We start from the raw sequence: 26,028 nt of genomic DNA, 5'->3' as shown, positions 1-26,028 counted from the left end.
GTCCGGCACGCCTCGGTTAGAATGTACTTTCGCCCAGATTTCCGACTTGTAAGAAGATGATCACCACCCTGGATTCCGCCGCAGTAGCCCAATACCTGACCGACCATCCGCATTTCTTTGAAGAACATGCCAGTTTGCTGGGTGAATTTAAACTGTCCAGTCCGCTGACTGGACGCGCTGTCTCGCTGCAAGAGCGCCAGATGGAAGTCATGCGCGACAAATATAAAGCGCTGGAATTGCGCATGGCTGAACTGGTACGCCATGCCAATGAAAACGCCGCCATTGCCAATCGCTTCCACGGCTGGACCCAGGCATTGCTGCAAGTGCAAGACGACGCCGTCATGCCGCGCGTGCTGGTCGACAGCCTGAAATCGAATTTCCATGTGCCGCAAGTCACCCTGCGCCTGTGGCATGTGGCGCCCGCGTTTGCCAATGGCTGGTACACCAGCGGCGTCTCCGACGATGCCCGTATTTTCGCCAACAGCCTGCAAGCGCCGTATTGCGGCAGCAACAACGATTTCGAAGCCGTGCGCTGGCTCGACGACGCCGATGCGATCCAGTCCACCGTCATCATCCCGCTGCGCAAGCCGGGGACCAAGGCCGGCGCCAAGGCGGAAACCTTTGGCTTGCTGATCCTGGGCTCGCCGGATTCCGAGCGCTTCACATCACTGATGGCCACCGATTTCCTGGTGCACATTGGCGAGACCGCCGGCACCGCGCTGGCGCCGCTGCTGGCGTAAGCCACATGGACGGCGTGCCCGGCAAGGAAGGATGGCTGGATGCCTACCTGGAGAGCCTGCGCACGCAACGCCAGCTGTCGCCCCACACGCTGGACGCCTACCGGCGCGACCTGATCGAACTGCTGGCCCTGTCCGGCGACAAGCCATGGCCGGCGCTCACGCAGGTCGATGTGCGCCGTTACGCCGCGCAATTGCACTCAAAAGACCTCGATCCGCGCTCGATTGCCCGCAAACTGTCCGGCTGGCGCGGTTTTTACACGTGGCTGGCCGATCACACCGAACTGGCAGCCAATCCGGTCGACGGGGTGCGCGCCCCCAAGCGCGGCAAGCCGCTGCCAAAAGCGCTGTCGGTCGATGACGCGGTGCATCTGGTCTCGGCGCCCGCCCGCACCGCCGCCGCCGGCGACGAAGCCGCCGACCTCTGCAACCGCGCCATGTTTGAATTGCTGTATTCCAGCGGCTTGCGGGTGTCGGAGCTGGCCGGACTCGACGCGGTGCCCGTCAAAGGCTCGCTGGGCTGGCTGGAAGCGGACAATGCGGAAGTCATCGTCACCGGCAAGGGCAACAAGCAGCGCCGCGTGCCGGTCGGCCGCGCCGCGCTCGGCGCCATTGCCGCCTGGCTGGCGGTGCGCCCCGCGCCGACCGATGGCTCCAGCGCCCTGTTCGTCAGCACGCGGGGCACGCGGATTTCGCCCCGGGTGGTGCAATTGCGGCTGAAAGCCCACGGGCTCAAGGCCGGCACCCCGGCCAATGTGCACCCGCACATGCTGCGCCACTCGTTTGCCTCGCACGTGCTGCAATCGTCGGGCGACTTGCGCGCCGTGCAGGATATGCTGGGCCACGCCAGCATCACGTCCACCCAGGTGTATACCGCGCTGGATTTCCAGCACCTGTCCAAGGTCTACGATACCGCCCATCCACGGGCCAAACTGAAATAGTTTTGAAAATTCCGGCATAATCCCCCGATTCCCGGGCCCGCCTGGCGGGCTTTTAACCTTACCGGCACGCTGACGACCATGACTCTCATCCCGACCACCATCCTCACGGGTTTCCTCGGCGCAGGCAAAACCACGCTGTTGAACCGTATCCTGCAAGAAAACCACGGCATGAAAATCGCCGTCATCGAGAACGAATTCGGCCAGGAAAACATCGATAACGAAATCCTGGTCCAAGACAGCAAAGAGCAGATCGTTGAAATGAACAATGGCTGCATTTGCTGCACGGTGCGCGGCGATTTGATCGTCGCCCTGGACAGCCTGGCGTCCAAGCGCGCCGCCGGTGAAATTGCCTTCGACCGCGTGGTGATTGAAACCACCGGCCTGGCCAATCCCGGTCCGGTGGCGCAAACCTTCTTCGTCGATGAAAAAGTCGGCGCATCCTATATGCTGGACGCGGTGGTGACCGTGGTCGATGCCCGCCATGCGATGCAGCAACTGGACGACAATGAAGAAGCCCAGCGCCAGGTCGGCTTTGCCGACAAGCTGCTGCTGTCCAAGACCGACCTGGTGCAGCCAGCCGAGGTGGACGCGCTGGTGGCCCGGATCAAGCGCATCAATCCCCGCGCCCCGATCACGCGCTCCGACTTCGGCAAGGTCGACATCAAGGAAGTGCTGGATCTGAAAGGCTTCAACCTGAATGAAAAGCTGGAAATCGATCCGGATTTCCTGGCGGCCGAAGAGCATGAACATGAACATGAGCATGACCACGCGCACTGCGGCCACGATCACGGCCATGAACATGACGAACATTGCAATCATGCGCACGACCATCACCATTCGCACCATACTGACGAGATCGCAGCATTTGTCTTCAAGAGCGAACGTCCGTTCGATAGCGCCAAGCTCGATGAATTCCTGGGTGGCTTGATCAACGTGTACGGTCCTCGCATGTTGCGCTACAAAGGCGTATTGTTCATGGATGGGGCTGAACGTAAGGTGGTTTTCCAGGGTGTGCACCAAATTATGGGCAGCGACCTGGGCGCAAAATGGGGTCCAAACGACACTCGTGGCAGCAAAATGGTGTTTATTGGCAAAAATCTACCGAAAGACGTATTTGTTCGCGGTTTGGAACAATGTTTGGTATAAACTAACCGGGTTTTGTGGGGTGCCGGTTAGCAAATAACGTGCCGGTACAGTTGTTGGCAAGGCCGCATCAACTGAAATTTGAAAACTTGTCGTATCGAAGGTAAGCGAAGTGATGACTAAAACTAATAAAACCCCTGCCGCCGAAGAACGTATCCTCACCGACGAAGAAATTCTGAAGATGAGCGACGCCGATTATATGAATCCGGCGCAAATGGCGTTCTTCAAGGCCAAGTTGCAGGCATTGGAGAAAGAGTTGCTGAAGAATGCCGGCGAAACGACCGAACACTTGCGCGAAACCGTGCTGGTGCCGGATCCGGCTGACCGCGCGACCATCGAGGAAGAGCATGCACTGGAACTGCGTACCCGCGACCGCGAACGCAAACTGCTGAAAAAAGTGCAACAGTCCATCGTGGCCATCGACAATAACGAGTATGGCTATTGCGAAGAAACGGGCGAGCCGATTGGCATTCCCCGCCTGATCGCACGCCCGACCGCTACCTTGTCGCTGGAAGCGCAGCAGCGCCGCGAACTGAAGCAAAAGCTGTACGGCGACTGAACGCCGCCACAGCCCCGCCGATTGCCGGCATCGCGCCGGACAGGGGCATACTCACAAAAAAAGCATGCAAACCGCATGCTTTTTTTATTTCTGCGTACAGCAAGACACAGCACAGCTTGCTCCTGGGCTACACTATCAGGCACTAAGTGAGGAGTGCTGTGGGTATCTTTTCATTGTTCAAGAAAGGCAAGGACAACGCCGCCGGCACCGACGAGGCTGCCGCACGCCTGGCTGCCGACAGTGAAATGCAAAGGCAAGCCCATGCGAAGCTGCAGCGCGATATCGCGCGCGCCACGGCCCTGAAGATCGACGCCATTGAAGCGGCGATGGAAGCCGACATCTTCAACGATGCGGAACCGGCCTGGGCGCCGCCACCCCGCCCGCGCTTGCCCGAGACGGCGGCCGATGCGGACAATCCCGTCACCCTGCCGCTGCTGGACGCTCCCACCACCTTGCTGCTGGCCGACGATGAAATGCCGGCCCCGGCGCCCAGCGCCGCCACCGCGCCCGTCATCGATGAAAGCGCGATCCTGTACGCCAATGGCCAGGCCGACGTGGCCGGCCACCTGCTGGCCGGCGCGATTGCCGACACGATGGCCGACGGCGCCGGCCCGCAACAGGACCGCACGCCATGGTGGCTGCTGTTCGACCTGTACCAGGCCACCGGACAGCAAGACGCGTTCGACAACCTGTCGATCGATTACGCCAGCACCTTTGAAACCTCGCCGCCGCCCTGGCGCGACATGCGACCGGCCGAGGCCGAGGCGCCGCCGGTCTACAGCGGCGTCACACCGAGCCACGTGTTTGCCGCCACGCTCGATGCGCGCAGCGCGGCGCCGTTATGGCAATGGCGCACGCAGGCCGGGGATGCCCCGCTGCTGCGGCTCGATTTCAGCCGCATTGCCGCCTGCGACGATGCGGGCTGCGCGGTGCTGCTGGAACACTTGCAGGCGCTGGTCGCGGCCCGGCGTGAATTGATCGTGGTGGCGGCGGACGAACTGGTGAAACTGCTGCGCGCATGCACCTGTGTCGGCCGCAAGGAAGACGGCGCCGCCACCTGGCTGCTGTTGCTGGAATTGCTGCAATTGCTGAACCGCGAAAAGGAATTCGAAGAAACCAGCATGGATTACTGCGTGACCTTCGAAGTGTCGCCGCCCTCCTTCACCGCCCCGTACAAGGTGGAGACGGCGGCGCGCCAGCGGGTCGCGGCCCCGTCCGACCGCTTCATGCTGCCGCCGGTGATCGACGGCGATATGGCGCCGCTGCTGGCCGCCATCACGGCCTATGGCGCGCAATACCACGCGCTGGTGTTCGATTGCAGCCACCTGGCGCGCATGGAGTTCGCGGCCGCCGGCCAGTTGCTGTCGCATGTGCAGGCGATGGTGCAGGCGCCGCCGGAGATAGCCCCCGAGACCACCCCGGACCCGGCATCCGGCCAGGCATCCGACCCGCCGCAAGATGCGGCGCCACACCTTGGCCCGCGCCGCGTGGAATTCCGCGAAGTCAACCACCTGGTGGCGGCGCTGATGCGGCTCTTGGGCTACACTGGACTGGGACGCATTTTCGCCCACAAGTATTGAACCCCGTTGTTGTGCTTCCTTAAGTACCTTGCAATTTCTTGCTTGAACCCCATTTGGTCGGCTGGCGCGCAATTCGACTCGAACATCGTGCGCCCTTACTTTGAGGTCTACAATGGAACAATTTCACGGCACCACCATCCTGTGCGTGCGCCGCGGCAACCAGGTTGCATTAGGCGGTGACGGCCAGGTTACGCTGGGCAATATCGTCATGAAGGGTACCGCGCGCAAAGTGCGCAAGCTGTACCAGGGCAAAGTCCTGTGCGGCTTTGCCGGCGGCACCGCCGACGCCTTCACCCTGCTCGACCGCTTCGAAGCGAAGCTGGAAAAACACCAGGGCAACCTGCTGCGCGCTTCCGTCGAACTGGCCAAGGACTGGCGCACCGACCGCGTGCTGCGCCGCCTGGAAGCCATGCTGCTGGTGGCCGACGCGCAATCGACGCTGGTGATCACCGGCAATGGCGACGTGCTGGAACCGGAAGACGGCATCGGCGCCATCGGTTCCGGCGGCACCTACGCCCAGTCCGCCGCCAAGGCGCTGCAGGAAAACACCGACCTGAGCCCGGCGGACATCGTGAAGAAATCGCTGACCATCGCCGGCGAACTGTGCATCTATACCAATCTGTCGCACATCATTGAAACGCTGGACGGAGCCGCAGCATGAACATGACCCCACAAGAAATCGTCGGCGAACTCGATAAACACGTGGTTGGCCAAGCCAAGGCCAAGCGCGCGGTCGCCATTGCCCTGCGCAACCGCTGGCGCCGCCAGCAGGTGGCCGAGCCCCTGCGCCATGAAATCACGCCGAAAAACATCTTGATGATCGGCCCGACCGGCGTCGGTAAAACCGAGATCGCGCGCCGCCTGGCCAAGCTGGCCGACGCGCCGTTCATCAAGGTGGAAGCCACCAAGTTCACCGAAGTGGGCTACGTCGGCCGCGACGTCGACACCATCATCCGCGACTTGATCGATATCGGCATCAAGCAGACGCGCCAGGCGGAAATGGCGAAAGTGCGGGCCAGAGCGGAAGACGCCGCGGAAGACCGCGTGCTGGACATCCTGCTGCCGCCACCGCGCGATTTCGGTTTCGCGCAAAGCGCGGCGGAAGAAAAGCCCGACACCACGCGCCAGACGTTCCGCAAGCGCCTGCGCCAGGGCGAACTCGATGACAAGGAAATCGAGATTGAACTGGCCGACAGCATGCCGCAGATGGAGATCATGGCGCCGCCCGGCATGGAAGAAATGACGGAACAAATCAAGTCGATGTTTTCCGGTATGGGCGGCGCCCGCAAGAAGTCGCGCAAGATCAAGATCAAGGAAGCCATGAAGGTCTTGCTGGATGAGGAAGCCGCCAAGCTGGTTAACGAAGACGAGATGAAGCAAAAGGCGATCCAGAATGTCGAGCAAAACGGCATCGTGTTCCTGGACGAGATCGACAAGATCGCGACCCGCTCCGAAATGGGCGGCGCCGACGTGTCGCGCGCCGGCGTGCAGCGCGACTTGCTGCCGCTGGTGGAAGGCACCACCGTCAACACCAAGTACGGCATGATCCGCACCGACCACATCCTGTTCATCGCCTCGGGCGCGTTCCACCTGGCCAAGCCGTCGGACCTGATCCCGGAATTGCAAGGCCGCTTCCCGATCCGCGTGGAACTGGAATCGCTGTCGATCGCCGACTTCGAGCGCATCCTGACCAGCACCGATGCCTGCCTGACCAAGCAATACGAAGCCTTGCTGGCGACGGAAGACATTGCCCTGCAATTCCTGCCGGAGGGGATAACGCGGCTGGCGGAAATCGCGCACCAGGTCAACGAGCGCACGGAAAACATCGGCGCGCGCCGTCTGTACACGGTGATGGAAAAGCTGCTGGAAGAAATCTCGTACTCGGCCACTGAAACGTCCGACAAGACGCTGACCATCGATGCGGCCTACGTCAACGCCCGCCTCGATGCGCTGGCGGTCAACGAAGACTTGTCGCGTTACGTGCTGTAAACGGAGGAGCGGCGGGCATGGCCAATAAAGCACTGGCGACGCGGCAAAAAATGCAATTCCGCGTCACGCCCGCCAAACCCCGCAATCCCTATGCGACGCTGGCCAAAAACCGCTCAGCCGGGCCGCATGGTAAAAGCCAGTCGGCGCAGCGCCAGGCCGCCAAGGTGGCGCTGAAAAAAACTGATCCGCACAAGCCCGAGGAATAACCAGCTCAGTACGCAGTGTCACCCCTTGGGGTCAGACCCCGTTTATGACAAAAGTGGACATTTCCCAAGCCAGGATGTCCACTTTTGTCACATTTGGGGTCAGACCCCAGGGAGTGACATGCGGCTTATTGGCGTGGCGGTGGCGGCATCGCGCCGCCGCCGGTCATCGGCGATGGTGGGGGCGGCATGTTTTGCGGCGCCGGCATCGGCTGCGGTGGCGCCGGCTGCATCACGGGCGCGGCGCCGGCGCCTGGCGATGGCAGCGGCGGCAGCATGGCGGCGGATCCACCGCCCGACGGCGGTGCATCGGCCGGCAAGTCGATCCGCTTCGGCACGCCCCCTTCACTGAGCACCACGTGGCGCGGCGCCACTTCCTGCACTTTCACGCCCGGCGCCACTTCCGAACCGATCGGATACGCTTTCGGCGGCTGGCCGTCGGCGGCAATGATGGCCACGCTGTGGCGGCCATTGAGCGCGGCCACCACGCCTTTCAGCTGGAAATTGCTGGCCACGGCTACCGCGATATCGCCGCCAAACAAGCCCTTGGCCGCGTCGATCGGCGGCTCCGGCGGCGCCTGGTGCACCACCGCGGCAATCGGGCGCTGCTGCTCTTTGAACAGCTGCATGCCCCAGTAAGCCATCGAGGCCGACAGGGCGGCAATGGCGCCAAAGGTGGCGACAGTCACAGGTACAGGCAAACGTTTCATAAAATACTCTCAGCGCACCAGCTGGTTAATTTCAATAATAGGCATCAGCACCGCCAGCACGATCAGCAGCACCACCACGCCCATGGCCAGGATCAGCGCCGGCTCCAGCAGGCCGGCGATACGCAGGGTACGGCGTTCCAGGTCCGCTTCCTGCGCGCTTGCCGCCCGTTCCAGCATGGCCGGCAATTCGCCCGTGATTTCGCCGGCCCGGATCATGTGGATCAGCATCGGCGGGAAGTGTTTTTGCGCCGACAGCGCGCGCGCCAGGCTGACGCCTTCGCGCACCGCGTCCGACGCTTCTTCCACCAGCTCTTGCATGGCCACGTTGTTGAGCGTGTCGCGGCTGGTCTGCAGCGCGCGCAGGATCGGCACGCCGGAACCGGTGGTGATCGCCAGGGTGCTGGCAAAGCGCGCGGTGTTCAGGCTGCGCTCGAACTTGCCGTACAGCGGCGCCGTCAGCAGCCAGGTGTGCCAGCGCCGCTTCAGGTCGGGGGCTTCCAGCGCGCGGCGCCAGGCAAACCACGCCCCCACCAGCAGCACGGCGACAATCACGCCATACGCGCGCACGAAGTCCGACACCGCCAGCATGATGATGGTCAGCAGCGGCAGCTTTTGCTTGGTGTTGGCAAACACCGACACGATCTGCGGCACCACGTAGGTCAGCAGGAAAATCACGATGGAAAACGCCACCACCGTGACGATCGCCGGATAAGTAAACGCCAGCTTGACCTTGTCGATCAGCGCATTGCGGCGCTCGATGTAATCGGCCAGCCGCGACAGCACGCGCGACAGGTGGCCGATCTGTTCACCGGACGCCACCAGCGCGCGGTAGATTTCCTGGAAGTCGCGCGGATGGCGCGACAGCACATCGGACAAGGCGGCGCCGCCGATGATTTCCGAACGGATCGAGGCGATCAGGTCGCGCACATAGGGGCGCTCGGCCTGTTCCAGCAGCGCCGTGAACGATTGCTCCAGTGGCAGCCCGGCTTCCAGCAAACTGGCCAGCTGGCGTGTAAACAGCGCCAGCTCGGTGGACGACAGTTTTTCGCCGAAGCCGGAACGGCGCGTGGCATTGCCGCTTGCGTCGACCTGCGCGGCAATCGCATCGACCTTTAATGGCGTCAGCCCCTGGGTGCGCAAGTCGGCGCGGGCAGCGCGGGGGCTGTCCGCATTGACCACACCTTTTTTGGTGGAACCGCCCGCATCGACGGCTTCATAGCGGAACGCTGGCATAAGTTAGTCCTTGGCCACGCGCAGCAATTCCGCGCGCGTCGTTACACCGGCAGCCAGCCAGCGCTCGCCATCTTCGCGCATGGTCACCATGCCGTCGGCCTGCGCCGCGGCGCGGATCGCCGCCTCGGAAGCGCGTTCATGGATTTGCGCATTGATTTGCGGCGTGGTCTGCAACAGCTCATAAATGCCGACGCGGCCATGGTAGCCCGTGTTGCCGCACGCTTCGCAGCCGACCGGATGCCACTCCCCGTGTTCATCGACACGCTTGCACTCGACACACAGCTTGCGCACCAGCCGCTGCGCCAGCACGCCGAGCAGCGACGACGACAGCAGGAACGGTTCGATGCCCATGTCGAGCAAACGGGTCACGGCGGCGGACGCATCGTTGGTGTGCAGGGTCGCCAGCACCAGGTGGCCCGTCAGCGAAGCCTGCACCGCGATTTGCGCGGTTTCCAGGTCGCGGATCTCACCGATCATGATGACGTCCGGGTCCTGGCGCAGGATCGCGCGCAGGGCTTTGGCGAACGTCATGTCGATCTTGGCGTTGACCTGGGTCTGGCCCACGCCATGCAAGTCATACTCGACCGGGTCTTCCACCGTCATGATGTTAGTGGTGGTGGCGTTCAGCATCGACAGCGCGGCGTACAGCGTGGTGGTCTTGCCGGAACCGGTCGGGCCCGTGACCAGCACGATGCCGTGCGGCTGGTTGATCAGCTTGTCGAACTGCGGCAGCATGTCGCCGCTCATGCCCAGGTGGTTCAAGTCGAGGCGGCCCGCTTCCTTGTCCAGCAAACGCAGCACCGCGCGTTCGCCATGGCCGGTCGGCAGGGTCGACACCCGCACGTCGACCGGCTTGCCGCCCACCCGCAAGGTGATGCGGCCATCCTGCGGCAAGCGCTTTTCCGCGATGTCCAGCTGCGCCATGATCTTGATACGGGAAATCAGTGAACCGTGGATCGCCTTGCGGGGACGCACGATGTCGCGCAGCGCGCCGTCGACGCGGAAACGCACCACCGAGGTCTGCTCGAACGGTTCGATGTGGATATCGGACGCGCCTTCGCGCAGCGCCTGCGTCAGCAGCGCATTGATCATGCGGATCACCGGCGCATCGTCGGAGGACTCCAGCAAATCTTCGATCGCCGGCACATCCTGCAGCAGCTTGGTCAGATCGAGGTCGGCGTCGAATTCGTCCGCCACCTGCGAAGCGTCATTGCCGCCGCCCGCATAGGCCGCGGCAATCGCTTCTTCCAGGTCGGCCCGGCCCATGTGTTTTAAATTGACCCGGCCAAAGCGGCGCGACACTTCCGCGATCGCGGCAGGCGTGGTGGCGCCGGACACGAAGACGTCGACCGCATTGGCGCCGCCGTCGGCTTGTTTGGCCAGCACCGCGTAATCGCGGGCAAAGGCGTAAGGCAGCAGGTTGCTCATTGCTTGGACTTTTCAGCCGGAACAGGGACAGGAACGACCGGCGTCACGGGACGCGCCAATTGGCCGATGCCGCCCGGCGCAGGCTGGCCGTTTTGCAGTTGCGGCAGCATTGGCTGGCCCAGGTCTTTCAACAGCACGGTGTCATCCGGTTTCACGGCTTGCTGGGTGGCGCGGATGTAGTCGTAGCGGTCGGTCGCCAGTTCATTGCTCTGGTCGCGGGTGCGCATCACCACCGGACGCAGGAACACCATCAGGTTGGTTTTCTTGCGCTGGCGCTTCTGGTACTTGAACAGGTTGCCCAGCACCGGAATGTCGGCCAGGCCGCGCACCTTGTCGGCGCTGTCGCCGGCGTCGTCGGAAATCAGGCCGCCCAGCACGATCACCTGGCCGTCATCGGCAATCACGTTGGTTTCAATCACGCGGTTTTTCAGGATCAGGCCACTGTCCGAGCTGATCGAGGTATCGATGCTGGAACTTTCGTTATAGATCGCCAGGCGCACGGTGCCGCCTTCGGAAATCTGCGGCCGCACTTTCAGGGTCAGGCCCACGTCCTTGCGGTCGACGGTCTGGAACGGGTTCGAGTTGGTGCCGGAGGTGGTGGTGAACGAACCGGTCAGGATCGGCACGTTCTGGCCGACGCGGATGGTGGCCACTTCATTGTCCAGGGTGACCAGGTTCGGCGTCGACAGGATATTGGTGCCGCCATCGGTTTCCAGCGCATGGGCCACCGCGCCCAGGCCCAGCGCGCCGCTGGCCAGTTGCTTGAACACGCCGATGGTCAGGCCATTGCCGACCGCCGGTTTGCCCGCCGCCATGCCGGTATAAATGGTGGACAGGTTGTTGGCGCCGTTGCTGAGCGACTGGATGCCGCCCACGCGGTAGGTGCTGTTTTCATTGCCGGTCGCGCCGACCCACTGCACGCCGAATTCGGACGCCTTGTCGGACGACACTTCGACCACCAGCGATTCGATGTAGACCTGCGCGCGGCGCACATCGAGCTGGTCGATCACGGCGCGCAGATTGCGGTACACCGATTCCGGCGCCGTGATGATCAGGGTATTGGTCGAAGGATCGGCCTGGATAAAGCCGCCCGCGCCGCCCGCGTTCAATTGCTGGCTGCCGCTGCTGCCGGCGTTGAGCAACGGGTTGGTGGAACCGGTGCTGGTGCCGCCGGTGCTGCTGTTCATGCCGCCCTGCTGGCCGCCGGCCAGGCTGCCGCCGCCCTGCCCCTGCCCCAGGCCGCCCGCGTTCGAGCCGGATCCGCCCAGTGAAGCGCCGGTCATCGAGCTGTCGCCCGACACCACCGAGCGCAAGGTTTGCGCCAGCTTGGTGGCTTCCGCGTTCTTCAGGTACACCACGTGCACATTGCCCAGCTGTTGCGTCGGCTGGTCCAGTTTCGCGATCAGCGATTTCGCCAGGTTGGCGCGCGCGGCCGATGGCGCGCGCACTACCAGCGAATTGGTGCGGGGATCGGGCAGCACGGAAACGCGGCCCGAATCGCCGCCGCCGCCGGCGCCCGGTTCCAGCAGCTTGTTCATCATGGTCGCCAGGTCACTGGCGATCGCGTAGCGCACCGGGATCACGTCCAGGTCCACGTGCGATGGCGCATCGAGCGCCGCCACGATCTTGCCCAGGCGTTTCAGGTTGTCGGCGTAATCCGTCACCACCAGCGTATTGTTGCCGGGGTTGGCGTTGATCGTGTTGTTCGGTGTGATCAGCGGGCGCAATACCGTCACCAGGTTGGCCGCCGATTCATAATTGAGCTGGAATACCTGGGTGGCGATCTGGTCGCCCTTCAGGGCCGTTCCGCCAACCTGGGTCGGCGTGGCCTGCAGCTTGGCTTCGGCTTCCGGCACGACTTTCGCGTAGCCGTCGCCGCTGACAATGGCAAAGCCTTGCAGGCGCAGCGCGGACGTCAGCAGGGCAAAGGCCTGGGTCTTGGTCAGCGGGCCTTCCGACACCAGGGTCAACTGGCCTTTGACGCGCGGGTCGATCAGGAAAGTGATGTTGGTGTAGTGGCCGACCGCCTTGATCACGGCTTCGATGTCGGCGCCGACGAAATTGAGCACGGTGTCATCGCCGGCCGCCGCCCATGCCGGAGGTTGACTGGTCACCATCGCGCAGCACAAAAGCGCAGCTGCACCGATACGGCGCATTGGGAAATTCAATTTGTTCACAGGCTGATTTTTCATTATCTGAACTCTAAAGCGATGATGTTTTTGCCGTCATTGGTAGGACGGCGCTGGCCCAGCAAATTCAACAGATTGCCCAGCGACTGCTCGTAGCCGTCGGCGGCCTGGGCTTGCCCGGAAAACTGCAGGCGGCCGTTATCCAGGCTGCCCTTCCCGCTCAACAGCAGCGGGCCCTTCATGGATTGCAAATCCAGTTGCGCCTGCTGGCCGCGCCAGTCCAGCGCCAGCTGGTAACTGCCGAGCGGCTTGATTGGCGACAGCTTCGACGACATGTCCGCCATCTCCAGCGTGGTGCGGCCATTGATTGCCACCATACTGCCTTGCGCCTGCAACTCCAGCGCACTCCACGACAGGCGCATGACGCCCGATGGCGCCAGCGTATTCAATGGCGCGCCCAGGCCGGCCAGGCCATCGGCCGGCAACAGCAGCGCGGACGGGCTCAATTGCCACTCGCGCCATGAGCCCCGGAAATTCACCGCTTGCGCCAGCGCTTCCGGGTTGGCCAGTTCCAGGTCCACCCTGCCAAACAGCACCAGCGGCGACAGCTTCCATACAAAGCGCCCCGGCAGCAACGGCGTTACCGCGCCATTGCTGCTGGCCGCGCCGCCAATGAAGGCGGAACCGCGCCACAGCGTACCTTGCGCATCGCCCAAGGTCAAACGGCCGCCGGTTTGTTTTTCCACCAGCCCGGACATCCAGCTGGCGGGAAAGAACAGCAACACCGTGACCAGTACGCCCAGCAGCGCGGCCAGCAGCCATAAACCTAAACGTCTCACTGCGCCGCCCCCGTGGCGCGCTGGTGCAGCGTGAAGTTCGCATCGACCATGCCGGGGGTGGGCGTTGCCGTGATATTGGCGTCCTGCACCGTCATGGCGTCGGTGCGGCGCACCGTATCGAGCCAGGTGGCGATTGCGGCAAACGGTGCGCCTTTCAATTCCAGCTTGACCAGTTCACCGCTGATGGCCAGCGTGTTTGCCTTCAGCCCGTTGGCGGCCAGGCTGGCGTTCAGCGTATCGTTGGTGGCGCGGTTGGCCTGGATCGGCGTACGCGCCTTCAATTCCATCGCGGTGCGGCCCAGCGCCTGCAATTCCGCCGCCTGCTGGCGCTGCAGTGGCAAGTCCTTGCGCAATTTCGCGCGGCCCTCCAGGGCCGGGTCGATCAGCACGCCATAAAACAGGCCGAAGCCCAGCACCACGCCGCCGATGGTCAGCATGCGGCGCTCCTGCTCGGTACGCTCTTGCCAGAAGGCTTGCGCGGACGCCTGCAGCTTCTGCATTTTTGCAGTGAGTTCGCTCACGATTTGCCTCCAGCTATGCGAATTTGCCAAACCCCGCCGTCGCCTTCCGACAGCGCCAGGTGGCGCTGCGCCAGCGAGACCTTGACCTGGTCGCGCAGCCCGGCGTCGGCTCCGCTCGGTTTGAGTTTGACGGTCAGCGTGCGGTCCTTGTAACCGAGACCGGCCACCACCTCGCGCTTGCCGGCCGTGGCCAGCGCTTCGCCCAGTGCGGCGGCCAGCGCGGTGAATTCATCGGGCGTCTGTTCGCCGCTGCTGGCCTTGGCGGTGGCGATATTCCGGCGCATCTGCGCCACCGCATCGAGCATGGCTTCCTGCGGATACGCGGCACGGAAGGTCTGCTCCATCCCTTTACGGACGTCGGTCGACTCGCGCTTCATGCGCAGCCATTCGATATTCAGGCCGGCGACATTGACCATCACCGCCAGCACGGCCAGCGCGGCCGGCCAGCGCCAGCGGCGCCAGGCGCGCGCCTGCGTGCCGGACGCCATGCCGGCCGCCAGGTCCGGTCCGGCAGCGCGGGCCGCCGCCACCCAGTGCGTCCAGTTGTCATGTTCCAGCGACACACCCACCATGTTGCTTGCCACCGGCTGGTATTGCGGCGCCAGCGCGGCCGGCAGGTAGACCGCCAGCGGCGCTTCGCCCGCCAGCGCGCGCAAGGTATTCAGCGCAGCTTCCGGTTCCGGCGCCACCGTCAGGCCCAGGCCCGCGTGGTGGCCGGTGCGCAGGGTCAGTTCCAGTCCCGCGTTGTCGAGGGCAATCGCGGCCGATGCGCCGCCCGGCTGCAGCGGCAGGCACAGTTGCGCCGGCACCGCCGACACCGCGTGCGCGCCCTGCGCCACCAGCGCCTTGACCAGCACTTCCAGCCATGCGCGCTGCACCACGGCCACCGTGCGTTCGCCTTCACTTTCGTCGGGGCCCAGCGGCGCCAGCGCCAGGATGCAATCGGCGGGGTCGCCCAGCAACTGGTCTTCCACCAGCGCCGGCAAGGCCGCCTTCAAACGCGCGGCCGACAATGGCGGCGTTTTCACCCGCAGCAGGGTGACGTCGGCGGCGGCCAGCATCAGCACCACGCGGCGCGCGGACGATACCAGTTCGGCCATGTTGCCCAGCGCGGACGCGCCCTGCTGCATCACATTGCCGCTGTCACCCAGCAGCGCGAAATGGCATTGCTGGATGGCGCCACTGTCGGCCGCGGCCCGGGCAGGATACCGGATGTATAGCGTCGTCAAAGCATCTCTCTTTCGTTCATTCTTCTCAGTTTCCTGATTCAGTTTTCCCTGATCCACACCAGGCTGGCCGCCTTCGGATTACGCCGGATCAGCGCTTCCGCATCCAGCGCCGCCCTGCCCAGGCGGATGTGGCTCTCCACCAGGAAATAGTCGCTCTTGATGGTGATCTTGCCCTTCACCGTGCGGTTGACGTGCGTCTTGAAATCCTCCGGCTTGTAAAACGGCGTACGCTTGCGGAACTGCACCACGTTGGCCGCTTCCGAGACCGACAACCCCTCCACCATGGCCGCCAGCAATTCCGGCGGCGCCATGTTGACGTTGATGGCCGTGTCGTCCTGCTCCGGCGGCAGCACGATCACGAAAGGCCGCAGTTTTTCCACCGCTTCCGCCGAGAACCCCGCCACCGCCAGCAAATCGTCGAGGCGCTGCGGCGGCAGCGGTTCGCGGCTATCCATCGGCAACGCCGTGGACGGCGCCGGTTGCACGCCTTGTGGAGTCCCTCCCTGCGGCGCCTCGACTTTCATGACCTGGCTGCGCGCCACTTCCTGCGCCGCGTTTTTCGCCAGCGCGCCATCGAGACGCAAGCCTTCCAGCAAGCGCTGGAACACCTTCAACTGATCCTGGTTGATATCGCGATTCTTGGCCAAATTGCCAAGATTGTAGCGCGACTGCGCGTCGTGAATCCGCCCCGACAGGGTGGCGTCGTATTTTTCGTTGTCATTGCGCTCGCGCTCGATGTAATCGTCAAGCCGCGTTTCCGCCAGCGCCGTGGCCCAGACGCTGGTTTCCGCCGTGATCGGGCTGTCGTTGTTATCCTGCTGCAGGATCAGCTTCGCCCAGTCCAGCGCACCGCGCAAGATCCAGCGCGTTTGCAAATGCATGCGCTGGTTTTCAATCGAGCGCACCTGCACTTGCTGTTGCCAGAACAGGCTGGCCACGATGGTGACGGCCAGGGTCGTCAGCAACAGCGCCGTGACAATCGCCACGCCGCGCTGGCGCGCGCGCGATGCCAGATGGATGCGGCGCGCCGTCATTGCGCCCCTACCAGGAAGTATTTGACCAGGTTTTGCAGCGGCGCCGCTTCCTGGCCCGGCGCGGCCGCGCCTTGCAGCTGCAGCGACCATTCAATGCCGGTGAACGCGGTCTGTTGCAGCGGCGCCGGTGGTTGCGGCCCTGCGCTACCGGCGCCGCCGGCCGCATTGCCCGGCACAGGCGCCGGCTGCCAGCCGCCCGCATCCCAGATGCGCGACGTCATTTTCTCGACGCCGCTTTGCAGCGCCACGGCGGGCGCGGGACCGGTGTCGGCCAGCGCCGCCTGCCATAGCATATCGAGCTGGCGCAAGTCGCGCGTGGCGACCGATTCCTTGCGGATCAGGACGCCGTCGCGGATGCGGTACGACACCGCTTGCACGCGGGACGGCTCGCCTTCAGCCAGCACGTTGCGCACGAAGACCATGCTGTATTCATCGGCCACCAGGCGCTGACGGTCGCCGATCTGGTTCTTGTCGGACAATTGTTCGAGATCACTTTGCAGTTGCGCGAAGGCCAGCTGCGCGCCACGGGTCTGGTCCATCTGCGCCGTCAGCGCCTGGCGCGAACGGACGATGCCATCGAGTCCGCGCCAGCTCATCACCGCGATGAACGCGAGGATGGTGATCGCCACCAGCAGCTCGATCAAGGTGAAACCCGCTTGTGGATTCTGTTGGGGCCGCATCATCACTCCTGCAGCACCAGCTGGACCAGCTTGATGATCAGCCGCTCCGGCTGCTTGTGGTCATACACGCTGACTTCGACCCGGCGCAGGCGCGGGTTCGGCGTGGCAATCACGTCTTCCATGCAGGTCAGCTTCAAATCGCCCTGCGGGCAGTCGAAATTGGACTTGCCCAGCGGCGGGAAGCGCTTGGCCAACCGCACTTCCACCAGGCGGTTTTCCGCCGACCAGGTGGCCATCATGGTGGCGCGCAAGCCATCGCTGTTTTGCGTCAGGCTGCCGATCGCGCGCAGCGACGCGCCCAGCGCGGTGCCGACGATCATCAGCGCCACCAGCACTTCAAGCAGGGTAAAGCCGAGGGTTCGGGAAGAGTGAAGGCGGCGCATGGTTTATTCCACCGTGAAATGGCCGATGCCATCGGCGAGAATCGCCACGGACAGGTCGCCGCTGACCATGGTCAGCCTGAAAGGACGGTCGACCGGTTCACGGCCGAACACGATGCGCAGCCTGTCGCCGGGGATCGTGGAGGCCGGGTCCAGCAACAGCGTCACGGGACTGTTCTTGAAGGGACGTTCGCGCAGCAAGTCATCCTGAGTTACCGGTTCCCACAGCCGCTGCTCATTGCGGACCAGGAAACGGTAGGCTTCCGAATCGGCTTCAAACGCCACCGGACGGTTGCGGACAATGGCTTCGTCGCGCGCCAGCTGCAGCAGCATGGCGATGCGCTGCGCCTCCTGCTGCATGCCCTGGCGCCGGCTCGGCGCCATGTTGACCGAGACGACCCCCAGCAAGATGCCGAGGATCACCAACACCACCAGCAGCTCGATCAGCGTGAAGCCGCGCTGGCGGCTGGCGGCAAACATGGCGGCCCGGCCCGGAAGCTTAGTTGTCCCAGTTACCGATGTCGGCGTCGTCGCCCGTGCCGCCGGCCTGGCCATCGGCGCCAAACGAGAACACGTCGATTTCACCGCGCACGCCTGGTGCGAGGTACTGGTAAGGATTGCCCCATGGGTCTTTCGGCATCTTTTCCAGATAACCGCCGGTTTTCCAGCCATTGGCCGAAGGGCCGGTGGTGGGTTTTTCCATCAGCGCTTTCAAGCCTTGTTCCGTGGTGGGATAGCGCTGATTGTCCAGCTTGTACAGCTTCAGCGATTGCACGATGTTGGCGATGTCGACCTTGCCGGCCGCGACTTTCGCCTCGCCGGTGCGGTTGAGCAGCTTCGGCACCACCAGCGCAGCCAACACGCCCATGATGACGACCACCACCATGATTTCAATCAGGGTGAAACCGCGTGCGCGGCGTTGGGAAATCACTTTCTGCATGAAAACCTGTCCAAAATAGCTAATTTAACAATAGGGTCCTGAAGTATAAGCGCTAAGCGCCTGACAGCATAGCGGCATCGGCGCGTCTGCGCCATGGAAAGTAACACTTGGACACGCTTGTTAAGGCGGCACCCGGAAGTCTGCCATGGACATGCCTTACCGTAGGGTGGTTTCCGCGCAGCGGAAGCCACCATGCCGGCGTCCCCGTACAGCACGCATGGCGGCAAGCCTTTGGCTTACCGCCCTACGGAGTCGCGCCGGCATGGCGGCGCGCAACGCGGCCCGTTTAGTCGCGTTCGCGGGCGCTCAAACCCACGCGGCCCAGCACCCCGTCATTGCTGCCGGCAATGTTCGACGACACCGGGGCCAGCGTCTTGACCTGTGGCGCGGTGGACACAAACGGCTTCACGCCCAGCGCCTGGTCCACTTCATGCGGATAGACCAGGTAACCGCGCGTAATCACCGCCGCCACCTTGCGGATATCGCTGATGTTCTTGGTCGGGTCGCCTTCCACCAGCACCAGGTCCGCCAGTTTGCCCGGCGTGATGCTGCCGCGCTCGTGGGCGGTGCGGGTGTACAGCGCGCCATTGCGGGTCGCCACCTGGATCGCCTGCGACGGCGTCAGGCCCGCCTGCACCAGCAATTCCAGCTCGGCCTGCAGGGTGAAGCCCACCAGTTCATCGGTGCCGGCCACGATCGGCACGCCAGCCTTGTACAGGCGGCCAACGAATTCCACCATCTTCGCGTACGATTTTTCGTAGCGCTTCAGGGTCGCCTCGTCATCGATCTTCATCGTGCCGACGTGGAAGCCGCGCTGCACGTCCGGCGGCATGTGGCCGGCGATCGGTGCAAACGGGGTGTTGAGGTCGCCATCCTTTTGCTTGAGGAACGCGAATGTCGCCAGGGTCGGGTCAATCACGGTTTTCTGCTTGGCCAGGCGGGCGATGAAGTCTTTTACGCGCTTGGACTCGAAATCCAGGCCGGCGGTCTTGTCGGCCGGGAGGATGAAGCGTTCCAGGGTGCGGGTTTCGGTTTGCGGCGTGGCCAGGAAGTTCAGCATCACCTGGTTGATGTGCTGGATTTCATCGTAGCCCGCGTCCAGCGCTTCAAACGCGCGCAGGCCGGCCGGGACGTGGCCCGACACGCGCAAGCCGCGCAGGTGCGCATAGGCCACGGTGTCCTTGAGGATCTCTTTCGGGAACGAGTTGTAAATCTTCAGTTGCGGATAACCGTGCTGCGCATACCAGTCGATCGCATTCTTGGCTTCCGCCAGGGTCTTGATGACGAAGCCGCCGTTCGACGAATACGGGCTTTCGCCCTCCAGGAAACCGGCCGGCACCACTTGCGGCGACAGCAGCCGGCCAGCGGCGGTTTCGTCGATGATGTGTTGCACCTGGGCGTTATCGTTGCCCATGTCGCGCACGGTGGTGACGCCGGCCGCGATATTCAAACCGCCTTCCCAGCGGCCCACGTGGCCGTGCATGTCAAACATGCCGGGCAACAGCACGCGCCCGGCGGCATCGATTTCATTGACCGCGCCGCGCACCGGCGAACCGGCCGGCAGCACGGCCGTGATGCGGCCGCGCAGCACGTAGACGTCGGACGGCGCGCCCAGCACGGCCTTGTCGCTGTCGAACACGCGCGCATTCTTCACCACGGTCAAGCCATTCAACGGACGCTGCAAGGTGGCGGCCAGGTCGGCCAGCATCTTTTGCTCGGCGTCCTTCTGCAGTGCGGCCAGCGCCTTGTCATTGCCTTCCCAGCCTTCTTCCACGGCCACGAATGCGCCCGGCGCCACCACGGCGAACAGGCGCGCCGGCTTGCCGTTGGCGCCGGTGGTGGCCCAGAAGAATTGCGGCGACAGGCCCAGGCCGGTTTGCGCCAGCAACTGCACGGTCTGCTTTTCAGTTCCCTTGGTGACCACAGTTTCGGCCAGCTTGCGGTGCGACAAGGTGCCCGATGGCAGCAGCGCCAGCTTGTTGTCGGGTGTCGCGGCCAGGGCGGCGATCGCGGCCGAGGCGGTTTCAAAGGAACTGTTCAGCGGCACGTACAGCGCCGGGCTGGTCACGGCTTGTTCGCCTTTTTCCGTGGTCGACTTCCACACGGCCTTGCCATTGACGACTTCAAACTGTTCATCGACCACGGCGCCATAGGTGGAATTGCCCTTGACCGCATAGCTGGCCATGGTGCCATCCGGGGCGTAGCGGATTTTTTCCGTCAATTCCGGGCCGCGGCCATTGTCCTTGTAGATGAAACGCACACTGGTATTGCCGTCATCGGAACGCTCGACCACCTGTTCACCGGCCTTTTTGCCGTTTTCCGAAATGATCACATAGCGGGTGGTGGTGGTGGCGGCCTGCGCAGGCGCGGAAAATGCGGCGGGAAATGCGGCGGCAATCGCCAGCGCCATGACGGTGGTAATGCGTTTCATCGGATTGTGTCTCCAGAGGTTGTCAGCCTGCGCTTGTGGCGCAGACGGGGCATGAATCATTGCTGGTGATGGCGATGCTGGTCCATTCCATGCGCAAGCCATCGAGCAGCAGCAAGCGGCCGGCCAGGGTTTCGCCGATGCCCATCAAGACTTTCAGCGCTTCGGCCGCCTGCATGGCGCCGACCACGCCCACCAGCGGCGCAAACACGCCCATGGTGGAACAGGCCACATCTTCGAATTGCTGGTCTTGCGGGAACAGGCAGGAATAGCAGGGCTGGTCGCCGTTGCGGGGATCGAATACGCTGACCTGGCCGTCAAAGCGGATCACGGCGCCCGACACGAGCGGCACCTTGTGGGCGACACAGGCGCGGTTGACCGCATGGCGGGTGGCGAAATTGTCGGTGCAGTCGAGCACCACACCGGCCTGGCTCACCAGTTCGGCCAGGCGCGCATCGTCGACGCGCTCCACCAGCGCTTCAATCGCGATGGTGGGGTTGATGGCCGCCATAGTGGCTTTCGCGGAATGCGCTTTGGGCTGGCCCACGCGCGCCATGTCGTGCGCGATCTGGCGCTGCAAATTGGTGAGATCGACCGTGTCATTGTCGACCAGCGTGATGTGGCCAACGCCGGCCGAGGCCAGGAACATGGCGGCGGGCGAACCGAGGCCGCCGGCGCCGATGATCAGCGCGCGCGCATCGAGCAGCTTTTGCTGGCCTTCGATACCGATTTCATCAAGCAGGATATGGCGCGAATAGCGCAACAGCTGGGAGTCATCCATTGAATCTTTTAACTTGGCTTATTTCTTCGACTTTTCAGGCTTGCCGCCGGCAGGCTTTTCGTCAGCTTTGTCGGTTTTGGCTGCGGCTTCGAAATCGCGCACCACTTCGGTTTTCGACAGTTTGACAGGCAAGCCCTTGAAATGATTGATCGCCTGCGCCAGCTGGAAATCGTCCTTGCCGCCGAATTCGACCGGCTTCTGGTTTTTCGCCATTGCCGCCAGGCGCAGTTCTTCTTCCAGCTCGTCGACCTTGGCCGACGGCGCCTCATCGCCATCCTTGTTGTGCAGGTGGCGCGCCAGGTCGGCTTCGCGCAGGCGCAAGCCGTTCAGGCCTTCGCCATCGGCGGTTTCATCGACCAGCATGTCGGGCACGATGCCGCGCGCCTGGATCGAGCGGCCTTGCGGGGTGTAATAGCGGGCCGTCGTGAGTTTGACGGCGGTGTCGGCGGTCAGCTGGCGCAGGGTTTGCACCGAGCCTTTGCCAAAGGTTTGCGAGCCCATGATGATGGCGCGCTTGTGGTCTTGCAGGGCGCCGGCCACGATTTCCGAGGCGGAGGCGGAGCCGGAATTGACCAGCACCACCATCGGCACGTTTTTCAGCGCGGCCGGCATTTTCGCCAGCGGGTCGCCGTGGCTGCGGCTCGAGTAATACTCGGGGCGGCCATAATAGGTTTGCTTGGAATCGGCCAACTGGCCGTTGGTCGAGACGATCACCGCGTCTTTCGGCAGGAACGCCGCCGAGACGCCGATCGCGCCCGGCACCACGCCGCCCGGATCATTGCGCAAGTCCAGCACCAGGCCCTTGATGCCCGGGTTTTGCGCATACAGCGCGCTCAGCTTGCGCGCCATGTCGTCGACGGTCGGTTCCTGGAATTGCGCGATGCGCAGCCAGGCAAAGCCCGGCTCGATCATCTTCGCTTTCACGCTTTGCACGCGGATTTCTTCGCGCACGATGGGCACCACCACCGGCTTGTCTTCGCCCTTGCGCGACAGGGTCAGCACGATCTTCGAATGGGGTTCGCCGCGCATTTTCTTGATCGCGTCGTCCAGCGACAGGCCGCGGATCGGTTCATTGTCGAGGCGGGTAATCAGGTCGCCGGCCTTGATGCCGGCCTTGAATGCCGGCGAATCTTCAATCGGCGACACCACTTTGACATAGCCGTCTTCCATGCCCACTTCGATCCCGATGCCGACAAACTTGCCGAGCATGGTTTCGCGCATTTCCTTGAAGGCTTTTTTATCGAGGTAGACCGAATGGGGATCGAGCGACGCCACCATGCCGGAAATCGCATCCGTCACGAGCTTCTTGTCATCGACGTCTTCCACGTAATCAGACTTGATCAGGCCAAACACATCCGACAGCTGGCGCAATTCTTCCAGCGGCAGCGGGGAGCCCATGGGCTTTTGCGCGATCGCGGAAAATTGCATGGAAGCGGCAATGCCGGCCACCATGCCCAGGCCGACCAGGCCGAAACTCTTGATTTTATTGCCCATGATGCGCCTGCGTCTCTCTATGGCGGGCTGGTTGCCCGCGTTTTCTTATCCGTGCAGCCGGTGGTGCCGCTGGGATCCCTTTAAAACTTAACCCAGGAAGCCGGATCGAACTCTTTGCCCCGATGCCGGAGTTCAAAGTATAAACCCGATTCCTCGTTGCCACCGGTATTTCCGGCGGCGGCAATCACGTCGCCGCTTTTGACGGCATCCCCTTCGCGCCGCAGCAGCGACTGGTTATTTCCATAGATGCTCATGTACTGGCCACCGTGATCGACAATGATCAAATTGCCGAAACCGCGCAGCCACTGGGCAAACACCACGCGGCCGGCGGCAATCGCATGGATTTGCGCCCCTTCCGCGGTGCGGATGAACATGCCTTTCCAGCTCGGGCCTTCCCCGCGTTTGGTGCCGAAACGGGCCCCGACCTTGCCGGCCACCGGGGCCCGCAACTGGCCCTTCATGGCGGCAAACGCGCCTTCGGCCGCGGCCGGCGCCAGCGCCACCTCGGCGGCGCGCGCCGGACGCGCCGGCGGTTCATCGTTCGGGATCTCGCGCACGGCGATCGGTTCGCGCATGGCGACAACCGCTTCCTTGCTGCCTTCCTTGCCGGTTTCTTTGGCAATGGCTGGCGCCGGCTCTTTCACCGGCGCCGCCTTCACTGGTTCCTTCAGCGGCTCCTTCGCCGGCTCCTTCACGATGTCCCGGGCCGGATCGGCGGCGGGCACGGATGCCACGCGCGTGTCTTCCGGCGCCGGCTTGACCGGCGTGGCCACCGGGGCCGATGGCTTGGCCGGGGCCGGTTTGCCCTGCAACTTCGCCAGGCGTTCCTTTTCAGCCTGCTGGGCTTGCGCGCGCAATTGCGCCAGTTGGCGCGCTTTCGCGTCGGCGTCCGCCTTGGCCTTGGCCTTCGCTTCCGCCAGGGCCTTGGCCTCCGCTTTGGCTTTGGCAACGGCCAGCGCTTCCAGGCGGCGCTTTTCAGCGGCCGCCGCTTTGGCTTGTTCTTCGATTAATTTGTTCAGGTTGTCCACCAGCGCGCCCATGCGCTGTTCATCCTGTGCCAGCTTGCCGGCTTCCTTGCGCTGCACCACCAGGCGCTGCAACAGGCCGGCCAGCACGGCGGCGCGCTTGGCTTTTTCCTGCTCCAGCACGGTCTTTTGCTGCCGTTCTTCCTGGGCGATTTCCTGCAATTCATTGCGCGCGTTTTCCGCTTCGGCCTGGTTGCTTTCCACGGCTTTCAGGTTGGCGCGCAAGGATTCCAGCAGCCGCGCCTGCGCCTGCGACACATAGGCCATCAGTTGCAAATCGCGGTTGATGCGGTTCGGGTTATCCCCGGACAGTAACAATTTGATGCGGTCTTCGTTGCCCGCCACGTAATGCTCGCGCAGCAACTTCGCCAGTTGCTGTTTTTGCAAATCCACGGTGGCTTGCAGGCGCGCGCGCTCCGCCGCCAGCTCGGCCAGCCTGGCGTTGGTGTGCGCCTGTTCATCACCCAGTTCGCGCAAGGTGCGGTTGGCTTTGGAAATCGCTTCCTCGGATTCGGCCAGGGTGTCGGCCGCATCTTCGCGCGCGCTTTCGGTCTTGCCGATGTCGCGTTTGAGGTTGCTGAGCTTTTGCTGTAATTCCGCACGTTCCGCTTCGGCAGCGGCTTTTTGCTTGCTGCGCTCGGTGGGTTTCGGGGCGGCGTGCGCCATCCCGGCGGCCAGCACCGAGGACAGCAGCAAGGGGAGCAGCAGGTGCGGAACAGGCAACCGCCGCGTCCGCCGCGTCAACATGAGGCGGCGGAAATTCGAAGACCACGACATCAGGGATTACTTGGCCTTACCCTGGTTCGCCACGGCAGCCTGGGCGGCGGCGATCGCTGCCGGGTCGCCCAGGTAGTAATGGCGGATTGGTTTCAGGTCGGCATCCAGTTCATAGACCAGCGGCTGGCCGTTCGGGATGTTCAGGCCAACGATATCGCTGTCGCTGATGCCGTCGAGCATCTTGATCAGTGCGCGCAGGCTGTTGCCGTGGGCGGAAATGATAATTTTCTTGCCGGCGCGGATGGCCGGAGCGATTTCTTCATCCCAGGCCGGCATCACGCGGGCCACGGTGTCTTTCAGGCATTCAGTCAGCGGGATCGCGGCTTTCGGCAAGCCGGCATAGCGAGGATCGTTGAACGACGTGCGGTCATCGTTGTCGGCCAGCGCCGGCGGCGGGGTGTCATAGCTGCGGCGCCATACCAATACTTGCTCGTCGCCATATTTCGCGGCGGTTTCCGCCTTGTCCAGGCCCTGCAGGCTGCCATAGTGGCGTTCATTCAGGCGCCAGTCATGCTTGATCGGCAGGTACATCATGTCCATTTCGTCCAGGGACAGCCACAGCGTGCGGATCGCGCGCTTCAGCACGGACGTGTACGCCAGGTCGAACGTAAAGCCCTCGTCCTTCAATACTTTACCGGCGGCTTTGGCTTCCGCCACGCCCTTTTCTGTCAGATCAACATCGGTCCAACCGGTGAAGCGGTTTTCGAGGTTCCAGGTGGATTCGCCGTGACGCATGAAAACAATTTTGTACATAGCTCTGTCTATCAAGTGTGAAAAAAGCTGCTGAAGTGGTGTTCAAGCTTCTATTTTATAATGCGCGGATATCCTTAAACCATTGGAACACCGTGAAATTCCTTATCGACCAAATCTTTCTCATCGGCATCGCCGTCCTTTCCGGCGGCGCGCTGCTGTGGCCAGTCCTCACGCAACGGGGCAAAAAAGCGTCTCCGCAAGAAGTCACGCTCTTGATAAACCGGGCCAAGGCCATCATTGTGGATATCAGGGATGCCGCCGCTTTCACGGCCGGCCACTTGCCTGACGCGAAAAACATTCCGGCAGGCGAACTGGCGAACCGCACGGGCGAGCTGGAAAAATTCAAGAACCGCACCATCGTCGTCGTTTGCCAGCAAGGTTCGCGCGCATTCGGCGCCGCCAAGACCCTGGAAAAGGCTGGATACGAAAACGTGGTCGTCCTCGAGGGCGGCCAGGCCGCCTGGTCTACCGCCGGGCTGCCATTGGCTAAATAAC

Annotated in this window: 26 protein-coding genes; 9 read left to right on the top strand and 17 right to left on the bottom strand. The window is 63.3% G+C overall.

Going from position 1 to position 26,028, the window contains the following annotated elements; translation table 11 throughout:
• Positions 1-56 precede the first annotated feature (56 nt).
• From AC1RRC_RS29745 to AC1RRC_RS29710, 8 genes are all read left to right on the top strand, one after another.
• Complete coding sequence (locus tag AC1RRC_RS29745; RefSeq protein ID WP_493059328.1) at positions 57-740, top strand: DUF484 family protein; 684 nt, start codon at positions 57-59, stop codon at positions 738-740.
• Between the two features lie 5 nt (positions 741-745).
• Entirely contained in the window at positions 746-1,678 is a 933-nt protein-coding gene (locus AC1RRC_RS29740) for a tyrosine recombinase XerC (protein ID WP_493059326.1), read from the top strand.
• 78 nt (positions 1,679-1,756) lie between these two features.
• On the top strand, positions 1,757-2,824 hold the full coding sequence (locus tag AC1RRC_RS29735) for a CobW family GTP-binding protein (RefSeq protein WP_493059325.1): 1,068 nt from the start codon (positions 1,757-1,759) through the stop codon (positions 2,822-2,824).
• Between the two features lie 112 nt (positions 2,825-2,936).
• Positions 2,937-3,380 (top strand): RNA polymerase-binding protein DksA, encoded by a 444-nt coding sequence (dksA, locus tag AC1RRC_RS29730; RefSeq protein WP_493059323.1) that lies wholly within the window; start codon positions 2,937-2,939, stop codon positions 3,378-3,380.
• Positions 3,381-3,538: 158 nt separating this feature from the next.
• Positions 3,539-4,960 (top strand): STAS domain-containing protein, encoded by a 1,422-nt coding sequence (locus AC1RRC_RS29725; RefSeq protein ID WP_493059321.1) that lies wholly within the window; start codon positions 3,539-3,541, stop codon positions 4,958-4,960.
• Between the two features lie 112 nt (positions 4,961-5,072).
• Entirely contained in the window at positions 5,073-5,621 is a 549-nt protein-coding gene (gene hslV, locus AC1RRC_RS29720; protein WP_493059319.1) for an ATP-dependent protease subunit HslV, read from the top strand.
• Positions 5,618-6,949, top strand: a complete 1,332-nt coding sequence (gene hslU / locus AC1RRC_RS29715) for an ATP-dependent protease ATPase subunit HslU (RefSeq protein WP_493059317.1) — start codon at positions 5,618-5,620, stop codon at positions 6,947-6,949. The genes hslV and hslU overlap by 4 nt, the downstream gene beginning before the upstream one ends.
• A 17-nt stretch (positions 6,950-6,966) precedes the next feature.
• On the top strand, positions 6,967-7,155 hold the full coding sequence (locus tag AC1RRC_RS29710; RefSeq protein ID WP_493059315.1) for a hypothetical protein: 189 nt from the start codon (positions 6,967-6,969) through the stop codon (positions 7,153-7,155).
• Between the two features lie 125 nt (positions 7,156-7,280).
• Here the strand turns inward: AC1RRC_RS29710 and AC1RRC_RS29705 are convergent, their stop codons facing one another.
• The 17 genes from AC1RRC_RS29705 to gpmA form a co-directional block, all read right to left on the bottom strand.
• Positions 7,281-7,862 carry a type II secretion system protein N gene (locus tag AC1RRC_RS29705; protein ID WP_493059313.1) on the bottom strand — a complete coding sequence of 194 codons (582 nt, stop codon included), beginning with the start codon at positions 7,860-7,862 and terminating at the stop codon, positions 7,281-7,283.
• A 9-nt stretch (positions 7,863-7,871) separates the two neighbouring features.
• A complete protein-coding gene (gene gspF, locus AC1RRC_RS29700) occupies positions 7,872-9,095 on the bottom strand; it encodes a type II secretion system inner membrane protein GspF (RefSeq protein ID WP_493059312.1) in 1,224 nt (407 codons plus the stop codon).
• 3 nt (positions 9,096-9,098) lie between these two features.
• On the bottom strand, positions 9,099-10,523 hold the full coding sequence (gene gspE / locus AC1RRC_RS29695; RefSeq protein ID WP_493059311.1) for a type II secretion system ATPase GspE: 1,425 nt from the start codon (positions 10,521-10,523) through the stop codon (positions 9,099-9,101).
• Positions 10,520-12,715 carry a type II secretion system secretin GspD gene (gspD, locus tag AC1RRC_RS29690; RefSeq protein WP_493059310.1) on the bottom strand — a complete coding sequence of 732 codons (2,196 nt, stop codon included), beginning with the start codon at positions 12,713-12,715 and terminating at the stop codon, positions 10,520-10,522. Before gspD ends, gspE begins: the two co-directional genes overlap by 4 nt.
• Positions 12,715-13,491 carry a type II secretion system protein N gene (gene gspN / locus AC1RRC_RS29685; RefSeq protein WP_493059309.1) on the bottom strand — a complete coding sequence of 259 codons (777 nt, stop codon included), beginning with the start codon at positions 13,489-13,491 and terminating at the stop codon, positions 12,715-12,717. The genes gspD and gspN overlap by 1 nt, the downstream gene beginning before the upstream one ends.
• Complete coding sequence (locus AC1RRC_RS29680) at positions 13,488-14,012, bottom strand: type II secretion system protein M (protein WP_493059308.1); 525 nt, start codon at positions 14,010-14,012, stop codon at positions 13,488-13,490. The genes gspN and AC1RRC_RS29680 overlap by 4 nt, the downstream gene beginning before the upstream one ends.
• Positions 14,009-15,241, bottom strand: a complete 1,233-nt coding sequence (gene gspL / locus AC1RRC_RS29675; RefSeq protein ID WP_493059307.1) for a type II secretion system protein GspL — start codon at positions 15,239-15,241, stop codon at positions 14,009-14,011. Before gspL ends, AC1RRC_RS29680 begins: the two co-directional genes overlap by 4 nt.
• A gap of 38 nt (positions 15,242-15,279) precedes the next feature.
• On the bottom strand, positions 15,280-16,275 hold the full coding sequence (gspK, locus tag AC1RRC_RS29670) for a type II secretion system minor pseudopilin GspK (RefSeq protein ID WP_493059306.1): 996 nt from the start codon (positions 16,273-16,275) through the stop codon (positions 15,280-15,282).
• Entirely contained in the window at positions 16,272-16,958 is a 687-nt protein-coding gene (locus AC1RRC_RS29665; RefSeq protein ID WP_493059305.1) for a PulJ/GspJ family protein, read from the bottom strand. The genes gspK and AC1RRC_RS29665 overlap by 4 nt, the downstream gene beginning before the upstream one ends.
• Positions 16,958-17,338 (bottom strand): type II secretion system minor pseudopilin GspI, encoded by a 381-nt coding sequence (gene gspI, locus AC1RRC_RS29660; RefSeq protein ID WP_493059304.1) that lies wholly within the window; start codon positions 17,336-17,338, stop codon positions 16,958-16,960. Before gspI ends, AC1RRC_RS29665 begins: the two co-directional genes overlap by 1 nt.
• A gap of 3 nt (positions 17,339-17,341) precedes the next feature.
• Positions 17,342-17,815 (bottom strand): type II secretion system minor pseudopilin GspH, encoded by a 474-nt coding sequence (gene gspH, locus AC1RRC_RS29655; protein ID WP_493059303.1) that lies wholly within the window; start codon positions 17,813-17,815, stop codon positions 17,342-17,344.
• 19 nt (positions 17,816-17,834) lie between these two features.
• Positions 17,835-18,275, bottom strand: a complete 441-nt coding sequence (gspG, locus tag AC1RRC_RS29650; RefSeq protein ID WP_493059301.1) for a type II secretion system major pseudopilin GspG — start codon at positions 18,273-18,275, stop codon at positions 17,835-17,837.
• A gap of 286 nt (positions 18,276-18,561) precedes the next feature.
• Positions 18,562-20,706: an amidohydrolase family protein gene (locus tag AC1RRC_RS29645; protein WP_493059299.1), complete on the bottom strand. Its 2,145-nt coding sequence runs from the start codon at positions 20,704-20,706 to the stop codon at positions 18,562-18,564.
• Positions 20,707-20,728: 22 nt separating this feature from the next.
• Positions 20,729-21,484, bottom strand: coding sequence for a HesA/MoeB/ThiF family protein (locus AC1RRC_RS29640; RefSeq protein ID WP_493059298.1), 756 nt, complete (start codon positions 21,482-21,484; stop codon positions 20,729-20,731).
• A gap of 18 nt (positions 21,485-21,502) precedes the next feature.
• Positions 21,503-22,978, bottom strand: a complete 1,476-nt coding sequence (locus AC1RRC_RS29635; RefSeq protein WP_493059297.1) for a S41 family peptidase — start codon at positions 22,976-22,978, stop codon at positions 21,503-21,505.
• An 80-nt stretch (positions 22,979-23,058) separates the two neighbouring features.
• Positions 23,059-24,669: a murein hydrolase activator EnvC family protein gene (locus AC1RRC_RS29630; RefSeq protein ID WP_493059387.1), complete on the bottom strand. Its 1,611-nt coding sequence runs from the start codon at positions 24,667-24,669 to the stop codon at positions 23,059-23,061.
• Between the two features lie 117 nt (positions 24,670-24,786).
• The gene (gpmA, locus tag AC1RRC_RS29625) at positions 24,787-25,533 is read right to left on the bottom strand and encodes a 2,3-diphosphoglycerate-dependent phosphoglycerate mutase (RefSeq protein WP_493059296.1); all 747 of its coding nucleotides are present in this window, start codon (positions 25,531-25,533) and stop codon (positions 24,787-24,789) included.
• 92 nt (positions 25,534-25,625) lie between these two features.
• On the opposite strand from gpmA, the gene AC1RRC_RS29620 reads away from it, so the two are divergent.
• Complete coding sequence (locus AC1RRC_RS29620) at positions 25,626-26,027, top strand: rhodanese-like domain-containing protein (protein ID WP_493059386.1); 402 nt, start codon at positions 25,626-25,628, stop codon at positions 26,025-26,027.
• The last annotated feature ends 1 nt before the right edge of the window (position 26,028 follow it).

It is taken from the genome of Pseudoduganella sp. GW821-FHT12E03 (assembly GCF_058807115.1).
Note: the sequence above shows the minus strand (reverse complement) of the source record. Positions and strands in the feature narration are given on the sequence as shown.